Raw genomic sequence first — 14,324 nt, forward strand, 5'->3', positions numbered from 1 at the left:
GTGAGAAGGGGGAAGAATCGGCCGGGCTGCTCAAAAAGGAGGCAGAGTATAAGCCCTGAAACCTACAGGTCTTGTGTGCAAAACCTGCTGCGGATAATGCCGCCCGATGCAGGAATGGATCGAATCGTTGCTCGCGCTTCTCGCCCTCCCGAAGTTCGGGCTGAGCACCGTCTTCGTCGTCGCCTTCATCTCGGCCACGCTGCTGCCTCTGGGCTCCGAACCCGCGGTGTTCGGCCTCGTCAAGCTCAACCCCGAGCTCTTCTGGCCCGCAGTGCTCGTGGCCACCGCCGGCAACACGCTCGGCGGTGCCGTGACCTACTGGATGGGCTATGGCGCCGAGCGGGCCTATGAAAAAGTCGCGCATCACGCACCGCACGAGGCGCGAGTGCTCACGTGGCTGCGCCAGTTCGGGCCCCGGGCCTGCTTGATGTCGTGGTTGCCCATCCTCGGCGACCCGCTGTGCGGTGTGGCCGGTTGGATGCGGCTGCCCTTCTGGCCCTGCGTGCTCTACATGGCGATCGGCAAGTTTGGCCGCTACCTCGTGATGACGGCGGTGCTGCTGTGGCTGTGGCCGGGGCAGTACGGCGGCTGAGCTTGCGGCCCGGCCGAGGGTTCGGCGGCCGGCAATCTGTCAGAAAGTCGACGCTTCGGGCCGGTGCTGTTGCGGCAGCATGCGTGGTGCATGGCACGATGAAACGATCGTCGTCCCGACCGCGAGGTGCCCATGTCCAGCAAGTCTCAGAAGCCTCGCGCCAGGCGCATCAACTGGTTTGACCGGCTCAAGAGCCTGTTCCAGAAGCCTGAGGCGACGCCGCCCAGCCTGAACCACGTGCTTGCCAAGGCCGGCTCACGCCGCAGCGCCAAGGTCGGCAAGAGTGGTGGCAAAAGCTCCACCAACGTGGCCCACATGCTGAAGGCGCTGAAGCTCGTGCTCGACCGGCATGGCGCGTCGCGCGCGGTGCTCGCCCACCTGAGCGTGGTCGAGCAGGCGCTCGGGCACGGTGGCTTGCAGGCCCTGGAAGACGTGCCGGCCGACGTGCTCGGCAAGGCCTTGTCGCAACTCGAGATGCTGGTGTCGGACTGGTCCGAGGCCGGTATTGCGGCGCTGCGGGCGCAGATCAAGGCCGCGATGGCCAAGCCCGGGCGCATCGACGTGCCGCGCGGTGGTCGCCCGGCCAAGCAATCGACCGATTTCGACAACAGCCGCATGCAGGTGAACGAAGCCAGCGTCTCCGTCTTCATGGACGCCCAGGCGCGCTGGGAGACCTCGCTCACCGGCGGCCGCTGACCAGCGGCGCGGGAATGCAAAAGGGCGCCGAGGCGCCCTTTTCTCATGTGCCGCCGAAACCGCTCAGGCGGTCTTGCGCGCGGCCTTCTTGGCGGCAGGCTTGGCCGCGGTCTTTGCGGCCGTCCTGGCCGTGGCGCGCGGCGCCGGCGACTTGCTGGCCTTGCCGAGCTGAGCGCTCAGCTCGTCGATGCGCTTGTGCAGGGCGGCCACGTCCTTCGCGCTCGGCACGCCCAGCTTCGCCAGCGCCTTGGCGGTGCGCTCTTCGAAGATCGACTCCAGCTTGTCCCAGTGCTGGCCGGCCTTGCTGGTCACGTCACCGGCCATGCCGGTCATCTTGCTGGCCATCTCGTTGAGCTTGCCTTCGGCCACGCTCTGCGTCTTCTTCTGCAGCGTCACGCCTTCCTTCACCAGCGCTTCGAAGACCTTGCCACCTTCTTCCTGCGCCTTGGAAAACGCGCCCAGGCCGGCGAGCCAGATCTGCTGGGCCGAGTCCTTCACCGTGGCGGCGAACTGGCTGTCGAGCAGGCTTGCGGGCGACGCGGCCTTCTTGTCGGCCATCTGCTTGAGTTTCTTGACCATGGTCTCGTTCCTGTGAGTGGTGGATGAAAGACGGCGCGCCGTCGCGGCACGAGGCGCCACTATAGGAGCGTGCGGCGCGCATCGCACCCGCTTTCTCTAGTGAGAGCCCCCAAGGGCTCGGGAAACTTCGCAGGGCACGCCCTTGCCTTTGGAGAAGAATGCGCCGGTCATCCACAGGAGGAACGCATGCAGTATTTCGTGACCGGAGCCACCGGCTTCATCGGCAAACGCCTCGTCAAGACCTTGCTGCAGCGTCGCGGTGCGACCGTGCACTTTCTGCTGCGCGAGGGCAGCGAGGGCAAGCTGCCGGCACTGCTGGAGTACTGGGGCGTCGACGCGCGCCGTGCCGTGCCGGTCTACGGCGACCTGACGGCCAAGAAGCTGGGCGTCTCGGCCGAGGCGGTCAAGAAGCTCAAAGGCCACATCGACCACGTTTACCACCTGGCCGCGGTGTACGACCTGAAGGCCGACGAAGAGTCGCAGGTGCATGTGAACGTGGAAGGCACGCGCAACCTCGTCGAGTTCGCGAAGGCCATCGACGCCGGGCATCTGCACCACGTGAGCAGCATTGCCGCCGCCGGCCTTTACGAGGGCGTGTTCCGCGAAGACATGTTTGACGAGGCCGAGAACCTCGACCACCCCTACTTCATGACCAAGCACGAGAGCGAGAAGATCGTGCGCACCGAAAGCAAGGTGCCGTGGACGGTCTACCGCCCCGCGCTCGTGGTGGGCGACTCGCAGACCGGCGAGATGGACAAGGTCGACGGGCCGTACTACTTCTTCAAGCTCATCCAGCGCATGCGGCAGCTGCTGCCGCCGTGGATGCCCAGCATCGGCCTGGAAGGCGGGCGCATCAACATCGTGCCGGTCGACTTCGTGGTGAGCGCGCTCGACCACATCAGCCACCAGAAGACCGATCTGAACAAGAAGTGCTTCCACCTCGTCGACCCCGAGGGCTACCGCGTGGGCGACGTGCTCGACGTCTTCAGCAAGGCCGCGCACGCGCCGAAGATGAATCTCTTCATCAACGCCGCGCTGCTCGGCTTCATCCCCAAGGGCATCAAGAAGGGTCTCATGGCCCTGGCCCCGGTGCGCCGCGTGCGCCACGCGGTGATGAAGGACCTGGGCCTGCCGGAAGACATCCTCACCTTCGTCAACTACCCCACGCGCTTCGATTGCCGCGAGACCACCGCGGCGCTGAAGGGCAGCGGCATCGCCTGCCCCAAGCTCCCCAACTACGCCTGGCGCCTGTGGGACTACTGGGAGCGCAACCTCGACCCGGCGCTCTTCGTCGACCGCAGCCTGCGCGGCACGGTGGGCGGCAAGGTGGTGCTGGTGACGGGCGGCTCCTCGGGCATCGGCCTGGCGGCGGCGATCAAGTTTGCCGAGGCGGGCGCGATCACCATCATCTGCGCGCGCGACGAAGCCAAGCTCGCCGAGGCGAAGAAGGAGATCATGGCCGCCGCCGGCAAGGGCGCGAACGTGGCGACCTACTCGGCCGACATTGCCGACGAGGCCAGCTGCGCCGGGCTCATCGCCTGGCTGACCGAGACCTACGGCGGGGTCGACTTCCTCATCAACAACGCGGGTCGTTCGATCCGCCGCGCCATCGAAAGCAGCTACGACCGCTTCCACGATTTCGAGCGCACGATGCAGCTCAACTACTTCGGCTGCCTGCGCGTGACGATGGGTTTGCTGCCGGGCATGGTGGCGAAGAAGAAGGGGCACATCGTCAACATCAGCTCGATCGGTGTGCTGACGAACGCGCCGCGCTTCTCGGCGTATGTGGCGAGCAAGGCGGCGCTGGATGCGTGGACGCGCTGCGCGTCGAGCGAGTACGCCGACACCGGCATCACGTTCACGACCATCAACATGCCGCTGGTGCGCACGCCGATGATTGCGCCCACCAAGATCTACAACAACGTGCCGACGCTCGCGCCCGAGGAAGCCGCCGACATGATCGCGGAGGCGTGTGTGGACAAGCCGGTGCGGATTGCCACCCGGCTCGGCGTCACCGGGGAGGTGTTGCATGCGCTCTTGCCGCGGGTGGCGCAGATCGTGATGAATACGAGCTTCCGGATGTTTCCGGACAGCTCTGCGGCGAAGGGGGACAAGAGTGGGAAGCCCTCTCTTTCTCCGGAGGCGATGGCGATGCAGCAGATGATGAGGGGGATTCACTTCTGAGCACTGCGTGGTGGCTTGCCGGGATTTCGCCCCGGCGGGCGACCTACTTTCTTTTGCTTCGCCAAAAGAAAGTAGGCAAAGAAAAGGCGACCCCGTTCGCCGGTCCGCCTAGGGCGGACTGCTCTGCGCTGCTCGGTCTTTGTGGGTCGGGCAGAACTCACTACGCGAGCTTCGCTCGCTGCGTTCAGACAGCTGCCCGAAGCTAGAGGACGAAGCGCGCTTGCGCGCGCCCCACAAAGCCCTGCGCTGCTCGACGGCTCTCAAGGGCCCCGGGAAACCGCCGCCCGCTTCGCGGGCATCACACTCTCGACTCGCTTCGCCTCGTGCTGGATCTCCACTCCGTTCGGGCTGAGCCTGTCGAAGCCAGCGCATGGCACCGGCCCTTCGACAAGCTCAGGGCGAACGGGAGCGATGGGGAATGAGGCGATGCGAAGCGAGCCGAGTCGCACAGCTTCCCGTGGGTGGCGTCGAGGAGCGCAAGGCTTGAGGGGCGCGCGCGTCAGCGCGCATCGTCAACTGACTTCGCGCCGCCTGTCTGAACGTAGCGCCCTACGGGCGCGAAGTGAGTTCGGCGCGGCCCCTCAAGACCGAGCACCGCAGAGCAGTCCGGCCTCCGGCCGGACCGCCACCGTCGGGTCGCCTTTCTTTGATTACTTTCTTTGGCGAAGCAAAGAAAGTAATTCGGCCGCCGGGCCGAGACCCGGCAAGCAGCCACGCAGTGCCCCACCCGCCAGAGGCAAAGACGACAATCGCGCCATGCGCATCCACGACATCCGTCAGCGACTCGCCGCCCTCGGCGCCGGCCCCAAGCACACCGCCCGTGTGCTCCGCCTCTGGTCGCAAGCGATGCCCCAAGACAGCGGCAAGCGCCGCCTCGAAGACTTCATGCCGCAGGGCGTGCGCGAAGCCCTCCCCACGCTCAGCGCAGAGCTGCAAGCCCTGGCCACACTGCGCGCCGAGCACATCGGCGAAGACGGCTCCTCCCGCCTCCTCGTCGAGCTGGCCGACGGCCAGACCGTCGAAAGCGTGCTACTCCCCCGCGACGGCCTGTGCGTCTCCACGCAAGTCGGCTGTGCCGTCGGCTGCGTCTTCTGCATGACGGGCCAGAGCGGCCTCCTGCGCCAGCTCGGCAGCGCCGAGATCGTCGCCCAGGTCGCCCTCGCCCGCACGAAACGCGTGGTGAAGAAGGTCGTCTTCATGGGCATGGGCGAGCCCGCTCACAACCTCGACAACGTGCTTGAAGCCATCGACCTGCTCGGCACTGGCGGCAACATCGGCCACAAGGAGCTGGTGTTCTCCACCGTTGGCGACGCGCGTGTCTTCGAGCAACTGCCGCTGCAGACCGTGAAGCCGGCGCTCGCGCTGTCCTTACATTCCACGAAGCCTGAGCTGCGCGCCGAACTGCTGCCGCGCGCCCCGCGCATCGATCCGGCCGACCTGGTGGAAGAGGGCGAGCGCTACGCCCGCCTCACGCACTACCCGATCCAGTACCAGTGGACTCTGCTCGACGGCATCAACGACGGCGACGACGAACTCGACGGCATCGTGCGCCTGCTCAAGGGCAAGTACGCGGTGATGAACATGATCCCGTACAACCAGATCGACGGGCTGCCCTACCAGCGGCCCTCGTGGGAGAAGGCCGCTTCGATCGCCCGCCGCCTTCACCAGCGCGGCGTGCTGACCAAGCTGCGCCATTCGGCGGGTCAGGACGTCGACGGCGGCTGCGGCCAGCTGCGCGCCCGAATCAGCGCGACGGAAGAGCCGGTCGCACCAAGGGCGCGGCGCGTCGTGCCGCTGCGCCCGGTCGCGAGCTAAAACCTCAGCCCCGTGCCGCCAGCGAGCGGCTGGCCCGCAGTGCGAGCAGCGTGCACACGCAACCCGACAGCAGGTAGACGGTGAGCGCGATCAGCCCGAAGCGGGCCGACAGGCCCAGCGCCACCAGCGGTGCAAACGCCGCGCCGATCAGCCACGCGAAGTCGGAGGTGAGCGCCGCGCCGGTGTAGCGGAACTTCGAGGCGAAGTTGGCCGTCACCGTGCCGGCTGCCTGGCCATACGACAGGCCCATCAGCACGAAGCCGACGAGGATGAAGAGGTCTTGCCCCAGCGTGCCGCCGTCGAGCAGCAGCGGCGCGAAGAGGCTGAACACGGCAATCAACACCGCCAGCAGCGCGAGCGTGCGGCGGCGGCCGATGCGGTCGGCGATCAGGCCCGACACGGGCATGGCGGCGGCGGCGAGCACCGCGCCGACGACCTGCACCGCGAGGAACTCGCCGGTCACCTGGTCGGAGTACAGCAGGATCCACGACAGCGGAAACACCGTCACGATGTGAAAGAGCGCGTAGCTCGCCAGCGCGGCAAACGCGCCAATCACGATGTGCCGGCCCTGCTTGCGGAACAGCTCGCGCTCGTTGCACGGCTCGAGCTCACGGGCATGCAGGTCGCGCTCGTACTCGTGGGTGACGACGAGCCGCAGCCGCGCGAAGAGCGCCACCACGTTGATCGCGAAGGCGGCGTAGAACGGGTAGCGCCAGCCCCAGGTGAGGAAGTCGGCGGCGTCGAGGTTCTTCCACAGGTAGGCGAAGAGGCTGCAGGCGATCAGGAAGCCGAGCGGCGCGCCCAGCTGCGCGAGCATCGCGTACCAGCCGCGGCGGTGCTTCGGCGCGTTGAGCGCCAGCAGCGAGGGAAGGCCGTCCCACGAGGCGCCCATCGCCAGGCCCTGGCCGATGCGACAGACGGCCAGCAGCACGATCGAGAGCTCGCCCCAGGTGTCGTAACCCGGGAGCAGCGCCATGCTCACGGTGGAGGTGCCGAGCAGGAAGAGGGCGATGGTCAGCTTGGTGCTGCGGCCGAAGCGGCGCTGGATTTCCATGCCGGCCAGCGTGCCGATGGGGCGCACGACGAAGGCGAAGGCGAACAGCGCAAACGCGTAGAGGATGCCTTCGAGCCGCCCCGCGAACGGAAAGAACACCGCCGGGAAGACGAGCGCCGAAGCGATGCCGTAGACGAAGAAGTCGAAGTATTCGGAAGCCCGCCCGATCACCACGCCGACGGCGATGTCTCCCGGGGCCACGCGCTCGTGCTGCGAGCTGCCGGGGGCGTGGTGGATGCTGCTGGTCCGGTGGGCGGGGAAGGCGGGGGTGGCGGTGCTCGACATCGGTTTACGGGGCAGAGGCGGGACAGGGTGGGGGCAGGGTGCGGATGAGGATACGCCACCCAAGACCGGGACGGCAGAGGTGTAACTCTCGCCAGAGGGGTGGGACAAATTGTCCAATGGTTGATCTGGGTCAACCTGTCTACATTGCGGCCTCATGCGCAAGTGTGGTTTCCCCTGCGCCTCACGAGCCCCTACGACACCGTGCCCTCGAACCCTGTGCTCTCCTTCACGAACCGCCTGCCGCGCTGGGGCCGTGCCCTCGGCGGCCTGGTGCCTGCCGCGCTTTTGCCCACGCTGCTGGCCGGCTGCGACACCGTGGTGATGAACCCCTCGGGCGACATCGCCTCGCAGCAGGCCGACCTCATCGTCTCGTCCACCGTGCTGATGCTCCTGATCATCGTGCCGGTGATCGTGCTCACGCTGGTCTTCGCGTGGCGCTACCGCGAGAGCAACACCGAGGCCACCTACGACCCCGAGTGGGACCACTCCACCAAGCTGGAACTGGTGATCTGGGGCGCGCCGCTCCTGATCATCATCGCCCTTGGTGCGCTCACCTGGATCAGCACCCACAAGCTCGACCCGTGGCGCCCGCTGCAGCGCATCGACGCGCAGCGCCCCATCAACCCGCAAGACCCGAAGACCAAGCCGCTGGTGGTGCAGGTCGTCGCGCTCGACTGGAAGTGGCTCTTCGTCTACCCCGAGCAGGGCATCGCCACCGTCAACGAGCTGGCCGCGCCGGTCGACCGGCCGATCCAGTTCCGCATCACCTCGTCGACGGTGATGAACTCCTTCTATGTGCCGGCGCTCGCCGGCCAGATCTACGCCATGCCGGGCATGGAAACCAAGCTGCACGCCGTGATCAACCGCGCCGGCGTGTACGACGGTTTCTCCGCCAACTTCAGCGGTGACGGTTTCTCGCACATGCGCTTCAAGTTCCACGGCCTGTCGGACGCCGGCTTCGCGCGCTGGGTCGAGAGCCACAAGGCCTCGAAAGACGAGCTGACCCGCGCCGTCTACCTGACGCTCGAGCAACCGAGCGCGCGTGAGCCGGTGCGGCGCTATGGCCGCGTCGACCCGAAGCTCTTCGACGCGGTGCTCAACCGCTGCGTCGACACCGCCAAGATGTGCATGAACGAGATGATGGCCATCGATGCCGCCGGCGGCATGGGCAAACAAGGCCTCGCCTACCTGGAACGCAAGCCCTGGCGCGACGGCGAACGCGCCTACGTCGCCACCGCCCTGTGCACCCCCGACAACCCGACCGGCTCGCCGCTCCTCGCGGACAGCCAGCCTGCCCTGGCACGCCGCTGAGAGCTTCACGATGTCTTCCGCTTCCCTCGACCTGCAAACCCTCGTCTTCGGCCGCCTCGGCCCCGACGCGATCCCGCACGACCCGATCATCTGGGCCACCTTCGCCGTGGTGGCGCTCGGCGGCACCGCGCTCCTGGCCCTGATGACGCGCTACCGCGTGTGGGGCCCGCTGTGGCGCGACTGGCTCACCAGCATCGACCACAAGAAGATCGGCATCATGTACATCGTGCTGGGCCTGGTGATGCTGCTGCGCGGCTTCGCCGACGCGCTGATGATGCGGCTCCAGCAGTCGATCGCCTTCGGCGACAACCTGGGCTACCTGCCGCCGCACCACTACGACCAGATCTTCACGGCGCACGGCGTGATCATGATCTTCTTCGTGGCGATGCCGCTGGTCACCGGCTTCATGAATTACGTGGTGCCGCTGCAGATCGGCGCACGCGACGTGGCCTTCCCCTTCCTCAACAACTTCAGCTTCTGGATGACGGCCGGCGGCGCCGGGCTCACGATGGTCTCGCTCTTCGTCGGCGAGTTCGCGCGCACCGGCTGGCTGGCGTACCCGCCGCTGTCGGGCATCCTGCAGAGCCCGGGAGTCGGGGTCGACTACTACCTGTGGTCGCTACAGGTGGCGGGTGTGGGCACCACGCTTTCCGGCATCAACTTGATCGCCACCATCATCAAGATGCGTGCCCCCGGCATGACGATGATGAAGATGCCGGTGTTCACCTGGACTTCGCTCTGCACCAACATCCTGATCGTCGCCGCCTTCCCGGTGCTGACCGCGGTGCTGGCGCTGCTCTCGCTCGACCGTTACGTCGGCACGAACTTCTTCACGAACGACCTCGGCGGCAACGCCATGATGTACGTGAACCTGATCTGGATCTGGGGCCACCCCGAGGTCTACATCCTGATCCTCCCGTGCTTCGGCATCTTCTCGGAAGTGGTGTCGACCTTCAGCCGCAAGCGCCTCTTCGGCTATGCGTCGATGGTCTACGCGACCGTCGTGATCACCATCCTGTCGTACCTGGTGTGGCTGCACCACTTCTTCACGATGGGCTCGGGTGCGAGTGTGAACTCGTTCTTCGGCATCACGACGATGATCATCTCGATCCCCACGGGCGCGAAGATCTTCAACTGGCTCTTCACCATGTACCGCGGTCGCATCCAGTTCGACGTGCCGATGCTGTGGACGGTGGGCTTCATGGTCACCTTCGTGATCGGGGGCATGACGGGCGTGCTGCTCGCGGTGCCGCCGGCCGACTTCGTGCTGCACAACAGCCTCTTCCTGATCGCGCACTTCCACAACGTGATCATCGGCGGCGTGCTCTTCGGTCTCTTCGCCGGCATCGTGTTCTGGTTCCCCAAGGCCTTCGGCTACAAGCTCGACCCGTTCTGGGGCAAGTGCTCGTTCTGGTTCTGGCAGATCGGCTTCTTCTTCGCCTTCATGCCGCTCTACGTGCTGGGCCTGATGGGTGTGACGCGCCGCATGAGCCACTTCGACGACCCTTCGCTGCAGATCTGGTTCATCGTCGCCGCCTTCGGCGCCGTGCTGATCGCGCTTGGCATCGCCGCCTTCCTGATCCAGCTGGTGGTGAGCTACATGCGCCGCGACCAACTGCGCGACGTGACCGGCGACCCGTGGGACGGCCGCACCCTGGAATGGTCGACCTCCTCGCCGCCGCCGGCCTACAACTTCGCCTTCACGCCCGTCGTGCACGACAACGACGCCTGGCACGACATGAAGCGCCGCGGTGCGCAGCGCCCGACCTCCGGCTTCAAGCCCATCCACATGCCGGCCAACACAGCCGCGGGCATCGTGATCGCCGGCCTGTCGACCGCGCTCGGCTTCGCGCTCATCTGGCACATGTGGATTCCGGCCGCGCTGCTCTTCGTGGCCACCATCGGCGCCACGATCTTCCACACCTTCAACTACAAGCGCGACTACTACATCCCGGCGGATGAAGTGACCCGCAGCGAAGACCAACGCACGCTCGCGCTGGCCACCGCGCGGGCTTGAGGGCGACCCCACCATGACGATGCTTCAACCCGCTCTCGCCACGGCTGGCGCCCAGGACGCGCCGGTCTTCTACGACAACGGCGACCACCACCCGCAGCAGGGCACGCTGCTCGGCTTCTGGCTCTACCTGATGAGCGACTGCCTCATCTTCGCCGTGCTCTTCGCCACCTACGCCGTGCTGGGTCGCTCGTATGCGGCCGGCCCGTCGGGTGCCGACCTGTTCGACCTGAACCTGGTCGCCATCAACACCGGCCTGCTGCTGCTGTCGTCCATCACCTATGGCTTCGCGATGATCGGTGCGCAGCACAAGCGCAAAGGCCAGGTGCTGGGCTGGCTCGCGATCACCGGCCTGCTGGGCCTGGGCTTCCTCGGCATCGAGTTGTATGAGTTCGCGCACCTCATCCACCAAGGGGCGGGCCCGCAGCGCAGCGCCTTCCTGTCGGCTTTCTTCACGCTGGTCGGCACGCACGGCCTGCACGTCACCTTCGGCTGCATCTGGCTCGTGACGCTGATGGTGCAGGTGGGCAAGCACGGCCTCATCCCCGAGAACCAGCGCCGGCTGATGTGCCTGTCGATGTTTTGGCACTTCCTCGACGTCGTCTGGATCGGCGTCTTCACCTTCGTCTATCTGATGGGAGTGATGCCATGAGCGGCACACACGCAGGCACTCACGAGGAACTGGCGCACGGCGCGCACGACGCGGGTCACAGTGAAGACCATGCACACGGCGACGAGGGCTACCACTTCAGCGTCAAAGGCTACGTGATCGGCTTCCTGCTGGCGGTGGTGCTGACGGCCATCCCGTTCTGGCTGGTGATGGGCAAGGTGCTGCCCTCACCGGGCCTCACGGCCGCGGTGATCCTCGGCTTCGCGGCGGTGCAGATCGTGGTGCACATGGTGTATTTCCTGCACATGAACTCGAAGATCGAAGGCGGCTGGTCGATGCTCGCGCTGATCTTCACCGGGGCGCTGGTGCTCATCATGCTGGCCGGTTCGATCTGGGTGATGTACCACCTGAACACCAACATGATGCCGGTGCACGACATGCGGAACATGCCATGACGACCACTTCCCTCCAGACGCCCGTCGACCACAGCGACGACAACGAAGACTTCGACGCCAGCACCGCCTCGGCCCGCCCGGTGTTGTGGGTGACGCTGCTGCTCGCCGGCCTCTTCGCGCTGGCCGGCTTCGTGGCCCTCGGCATGTGGCAGGTCAACCGCCTCAACTGGAAGACCGAGCTGATCGAGCGCGTCGACCAGCGCGTGAAGGCCGCGCCGGTGGCCGCACCCGGCCCCGCCGAATGGGCCGGGTTGAGCGAGGCCAGCGCCGAGTACCGCCGCGTCACGCTGCGTGGCCGTTATGTGCATGAGCAAGAGACGCTGGTGCAGGCGATGACGGCACTCGGCAGCGGCTATTGGGTGCTCACGCCGATGCGCACCGAGCAGGGTTTCGTGGTGCTGGTCAACCGCGGCTTCGTGCCGCCCGACAAGCGCGACCCGGCCACCCGGCCCGTCGCCACGGGCGATGCGGTGCAGTCGGTGGAAGGGCTGCTGCGCATGTCGGAGCCGCGCGGCCGTGTGCTGCAGGACAACGACGCTGCCGCCAACCGCTGGTACTCGCGTGACGTGGCCGCCATCGCCGCCGCGCGCGGCGTGGGCGATGCGAAGTCGGTGGCCCCGTATTTCGTCGACGTGGCCGCGGCCAACGACGCGCCGCTCGACTGGCCGCGCCCCGGCCTCACCGTGCTGCACTTCAGCAACAATCACCTGATGTATGCACTGACGTGGTTCGTGCTCGCGGGCATGGTGGCGGCCGCGATCGCCTTTGCGGCGGTGGCGGAGATCCGTGCCTCGCGCCGCCGTGCCGCTGCGCAGCAGGGTGCCTGAGGCCGCACACGCCACGCCGGCGCAGGACGCCGGCCAGGCCCCCGAGAAACTCGCGGGCCGCAACAACCTCCTGCAGCTGATCCAGCTGCGCTGGCTCGCGGTGGCGGGCCAGCTCGCCACCATCCTGGTGGTGCACTTCGCGCTCGGCATCACGCTGCCGCTGCCCGAGATGCTCTCGCTGCTGGGCGCGCTCGCCGCCTTCAACCTCGCGTGCTGGCTGCGCAGCCGCACCGCACCGCGGGTGAGCGACACCGAGTTGCTCGGCGGGCTGCTGGTCGACGTCTCCATCCTGAGCGCCCAGCTGTATTACGCGGGCGGCGTCACCAACCCGTTCATCTTCCTGTACTTGCTGCAGGTGGCCGTGGCCTCGGTGATGCTGCGGCCGAGCTACGCGTGGACCATCGTCGGCGTGACGAGCGGGTGCTTCGTCGCGCTCACGCAGTGGTACCAGCCGCTCAAGCTCACCGGGCTCGACGCCGCGGCCCTGTCGGCGCCCTACATCGGCGGCCTGCTGCTGTGCTTTCTGCTCAACGCGGGGCTGCTGGTGGTCTTCATCGTGCGCATCGAGCGCAACCTGCGCCGGCGCGATGCCCGCCTGGCTGACCTGCGCCAGCGCGCCGCCGAAGAAGAGCACATCGTGCGCATGGGCCTGCTCGCCTCGGGCGCGGCGCACGAGCTGGGCACGCCGCTCGCCACGCTGTCGGTGATCCTCGGCGACTGGTCGCGCATGGCGCCGTTTGCCGCCGAGCCCGAGCTGCGCGAGGAGATCGAGGAGATGCAGATCCAGATCCAGCGCTGCAAGACCATCGTGAGCGGCATCCTGATGTCAGCGGGCGAGGCGCGCGGCGAGGCACCGGTGCAGACCACGCTGCACGCCTTCCTCGACGACCTCGTGTCGCACTGGCGCCGCACGCGCGCCGCGGAGGGCCTGCACCATGAGCGCATCGACGTGCCCGACCTGCCGATGATTTCCGACTTCGCGCTGCGCCAGATGATCGACAACGTGCTCGACAACGCCCTCGAAGCGGCGCCTCACGCCGCGCCACGGCTCATCGCGCAGTGCGAGCACGACGAGCTGGTGCTGCGCGTGCAGGACGAAGGCCCCGGCTTCGCGCCCGGCATGCTCGAGCGCTTCGGCAAGCCCTACCAGTCGAGCAAGGGGCGGGCAGGGGGCGGGCTCGGGCTCTTCCTGTCGGTGAACGTGGCCCGCTCGCTGGGCGGGCGCATCAGTGCGCGCAACCGGATCGAGGTTGGCGCCGAAGTGGAGATCCGCCTGCCGCTCGCGGCCTTGGCCCCCGCTGAGGACAATGCGCCCGATGAGCACTGAAGACAACGTGCCCGACCCGCTGCTGCTCATCGTCGAAGACGACGATGCGTTTGCGCGCACGCTGGTGCGCTCGTTCGAGCGGCGCGGCTACCAGGTGCTGCGCGCGACCAGCCTCGACGACGTGCGCGCGCTGCTGGCCGAACAGACGCCCGAGTTCGCCGTGGTCGACCTGCGGCTCGCCGGGGGCGCCTCGGGGCTCGCGTGCGTGCAGGTGCTGCACGAGCACGACCCGACCACCGTGATCGTGGTGCTCACCGGCTACGCGAGCATCGCCACCGCGGTCGAGGCCATCAAGCTCGGCGCTCGCCACTACCTCGCCAAGCCGGCCAACACCGACGACATCGAAGCTGCCTTCGAACGCGAGCAGGGCGACGCCGGGGTCGAGCTGACCGAGCGCACCACCTCCATCAAGACCCTGGAGTGGGAGCGCATCCACGAGACCCTCGCCGAGACCGGCTTCAACATCTCGGAGACGGCCCGACGGCTGGGCATGCACCGGCGCACCCTCGCCCGCAAGCTGGAAAAGCAGCGCATCAAATAGCCCTTCCGGTGGGTGGCATGTTGGCGACAGCCTC

At 67.2% G+C, this 14,324-nt stretch carries 13 protein-coding genes; 11 read left to right on the forward strand and 2 right to left on the reverse strand.

Annotated elements, in window-relative coordinates:
- The first annotated feature begins 106 nt into the window (after positions 1 to 106).
- A complete protein-coding gene (locus KF892_21355) occupies positions 107 to 592 on the forward strand; it encodes a DedA family protein (protein MBX3627571.1) in 486 nt (161 codons plus the stop codon).
- Positions 593 to 724: 132 nt separating this feature from the next.
- Positions 725 to 1,288, forward strand: coding sequence for a hypothetical protein (locus KF892_21360; protein MBX3627572.1), 564 nt, complete (start codon positions 725 to 727; stop codon positions 1,286 to 1,288).
- Positions 1,289 to 1,351: 63 nt separating this feature from the next.
- Here the strand turns inward: KF892_21360 and KF892_21365 are convergent, their stop codons facing one another.
- Complete coding sequence (locus KF892_21365; GenBank protein ID MBX3627573.1) at positions 1,352 to 1,867, reverse strand: phasin family protein; 516 nt, start codon at positions 1,865 to 1,867, stop codon at positions 1,352 to 1,354.
- Positions 1,868 to 2,053: 186 nt separating this feature from the next.
- Here KF892_21365 and KF892_21370 point away from each other — a divergent pair, with 186 nt between their 5' ends.
- Both KF892_21370 and KF892_21375 read left to right on the forward strand, forming a co-directional pair.
- On the forward strand, positions 2,054 to 4,051 hold the full coding sequence (locus KF892_21370; protein ID MBX3627574.1) for an SDR family oxidoreductase: 1,998 nt from the start codon (positions 2,054 to 2,056) through the stop codon (positions 4,049 to 4,051).
- Between the two features lie 756 nt (positions 4,052 to 4,807).
- Positions 4,808 to 5,866 carry an RNA methyltransferase gene (locus KF892_21375; protein MBX3627575.1) on the forward strand — a complete coding sequence of 353 codons (1,059 nt, stop codon included), beginning with the start codon at positions 4,808 to 4,810 and terminating at the stop codon, positions 5,864 to 5,866.
- Between the two features lie 4 nt (positions 5,867 to 5,870).
- Here KF892_21375 and KF892_21380 read toward each other — a convergent pair whose 3' ends face one another.
- Positions 5,871 to 7,205, reverse strand: a complete 1,335-nt coding sequence (locus tag KF892_21380; GenBank protein ID MBX3627576.1) for an MFS transporter — start codon at positions 7,203 to 7,205, stop codon at positions 5,871 to 5,873.
- A gap of 321 nt (positions 7,206 to 7,526) precedes the next feature.
- On the opposite strand from KF892_21380, the gene cyoA reads away from it, so the two are divergent.
- The 7 genes from cyoA to KF892_21415 are packed head-to-tail and all read left to right on the forward strand — an operon-like array spanning position 7,527 to position 14,290.
- Positions 7,527 to 8,516 carry a ubiquinol oxidase subunit II gene (gene cyoA, locus KF892_21385; GenBank protein MBX3627577.1) on the forward strand — a complete coding sequence of 330 codons (990 nt, stop codon included), beginning with the start codon at positions 7,527 to 7,529 and terminating at the stop codon, positions 8,514 to 8,516.
- A 10-nt stretch (positions 8,517 to 8,526) separates the two neighbouring features.
- Entirely contained in the window at positions 8,527 to 10,533 is a 2,007-nt protein-coding gene (gene cyoB, locus KF892_21390) for a cytochrome o ubiquinol oxidase subunit I (GenBank protein MBX3627578.1), read from the forward strand.
- 13 nt (positions 10,534 to 10,546) lie between these two features.
- The gene (cyoC, locus tag KF892_21395) at positions 10,547 to 11,182 is read left to right on the forward strand and encodes a cytochrome o ubiquinol oxidase subunit III (GenBank protein MBX3627579.1); all 636 of its coding nucleotides are present in this window, start codon (positions 10,547 to 10,549) and stop codon (positions 11,180 to 11,182) included.
- Complete coding sequence (gene cyoD, locus KF892_21400) at positions 11,179 to 11,595, forward strand: cytochrome o ubiquinol oxidase subunit IV (protein MBX3627580.1); 417 nt, start codon at positions 11,179 to 11,181, stop codon at positions 11,593 to 11,595. Before cyoC ends, cyoD begins: the two co-directional genes overlap by 4 nt.
- Positions 11,592 to 12,422 (forward strand): SURF1 family protein, encoded by an 831-nt coding sequence (locus KF892_21405; protein ID MBX3627581.1) that lies wholly within the window; start codon positions 11,592 to 11,594, stop codon positions 12,420 to 12,422. The genes cyoD and KF892_21405 overlap by 4 nt, the downstream gene beginning before the upstream one ends.
- The gene (locus KF892_21410; GenBank protein ID MBX3627582.1) at positions 12,397 to 13,749 is read left to right on the forward strand and encodes a HAMP domain-containing histidine kinase; all 1,353 of its coding nucleotides are present in this window, start codon (positions 12,397 to 12,399) and stop codon (positions 13,747 to 13,749) included. Before KF892_21405 ends, KF892_21410 begins: the two co-directional genes overlap by 26 nt.
- Positions 13,739 to 14,290: a response regulator transcription factor gene (locus KF892_21415; protein ID MBX3627583.1), complete on the forward strand. Its 552-nt coding sequence runs from the start codon at positions 13,739 to 13,741 to the stop codon at positions 14,288 to 14,290. Before KF892_21410 ends, KF892_21415 begins: the two co-directional genes overlap by 11 nt.
- The last annotated feature ends 34 nt before the right edge of the window (positions 14,291 to 14,324 follow it).

Origin of the sequence: Rhizobacter sp. (assembly GCA_019635355.1) — a bacterium.
Lineage (GTDB): Bacteria > Pseudomonadota > Gammaproteobacteria > Burkholderiales > Burkholderiaceae_C > Rhizobacter.

Coding starts and splice junctions, on each gene's coding strand:
- KF892_21355 (MBX3627571.1), top strand. CDS start 107: ATGCAGGAATGGATCGAATCGTTGCTCGCGCTTCTCGCCCTCCCGAAG.
- cyoC (MBX3627579.1), top strand. CDS start 10,547: ATGACGATGCTTCAACCCGCTCTCGCCACGGCTGGCGCCCAGGACGCG.
- cyoA (MBX3627577.1), top strand. CDS start 7,527: ATGAACCCCTCGGGCGACATCGCCTCGCAGCAGGCCGACCTCATCGTC.
- KF892_21375 (MBX3627575.1), top strand. CDS start 4,808: ATGCGCATCCACGACATCCGTCAGCGACTCGCCGCCCTCGGCGCCGGC.
- KF892_21415 (MBX3627583.1), top strand. CDS start 13,739: ATGAGCACTGAAGACAACGTGCCCGACCCGCTGCTGCTCATCGTCGAA.
- KF892_21365 (MBX3627573.1), bottom strand. CDS start 1,867: ATGGTCAAGAAACTCAAGCAGATGGCCGACAAGAAGGCCGCGTCGCCC.
- cyoD (MBX3627580.1), top strand. CDS start 11,179: ATGAGCGGCACACACGCAGGCACTCACGAGGAACTGGCGCACGGCGCG.
- KF892_21370 (MBX3627574.1), top strand. CDS start 2,054: ATGCAGTATTTCGTGACCGGAGCCACCGGCTTCATCGGCAAACGCCTC.
- KF892_21360 (MBX3627572.1), top strand. CDS start 725: ATGTCCAGCAAGTCTCAGAAGCCTCGCGCCAGGCGCATCAACTGGTTT.
- cyoB (MBX3627578.1), top strand. CDS start 8,527: ATGTCTTCCGCTTCCCTCGACCTGCAAACCCTCGTCTTCGGCCGCCTC.
- KF892_21405 (MBX3627581.1), top strand. CDS start 11,592: ATGACGACCACTTCCCTCCAGACGCCCGTCGACCACAGCGACGACAAC.
- KF892_21380 (MBX3627576.1), bottom strand. CDS start 7,205: ATGTCGAGCACCGCCACCCCCGCCTTCCCCGCCCACCGGACCAGCAGC.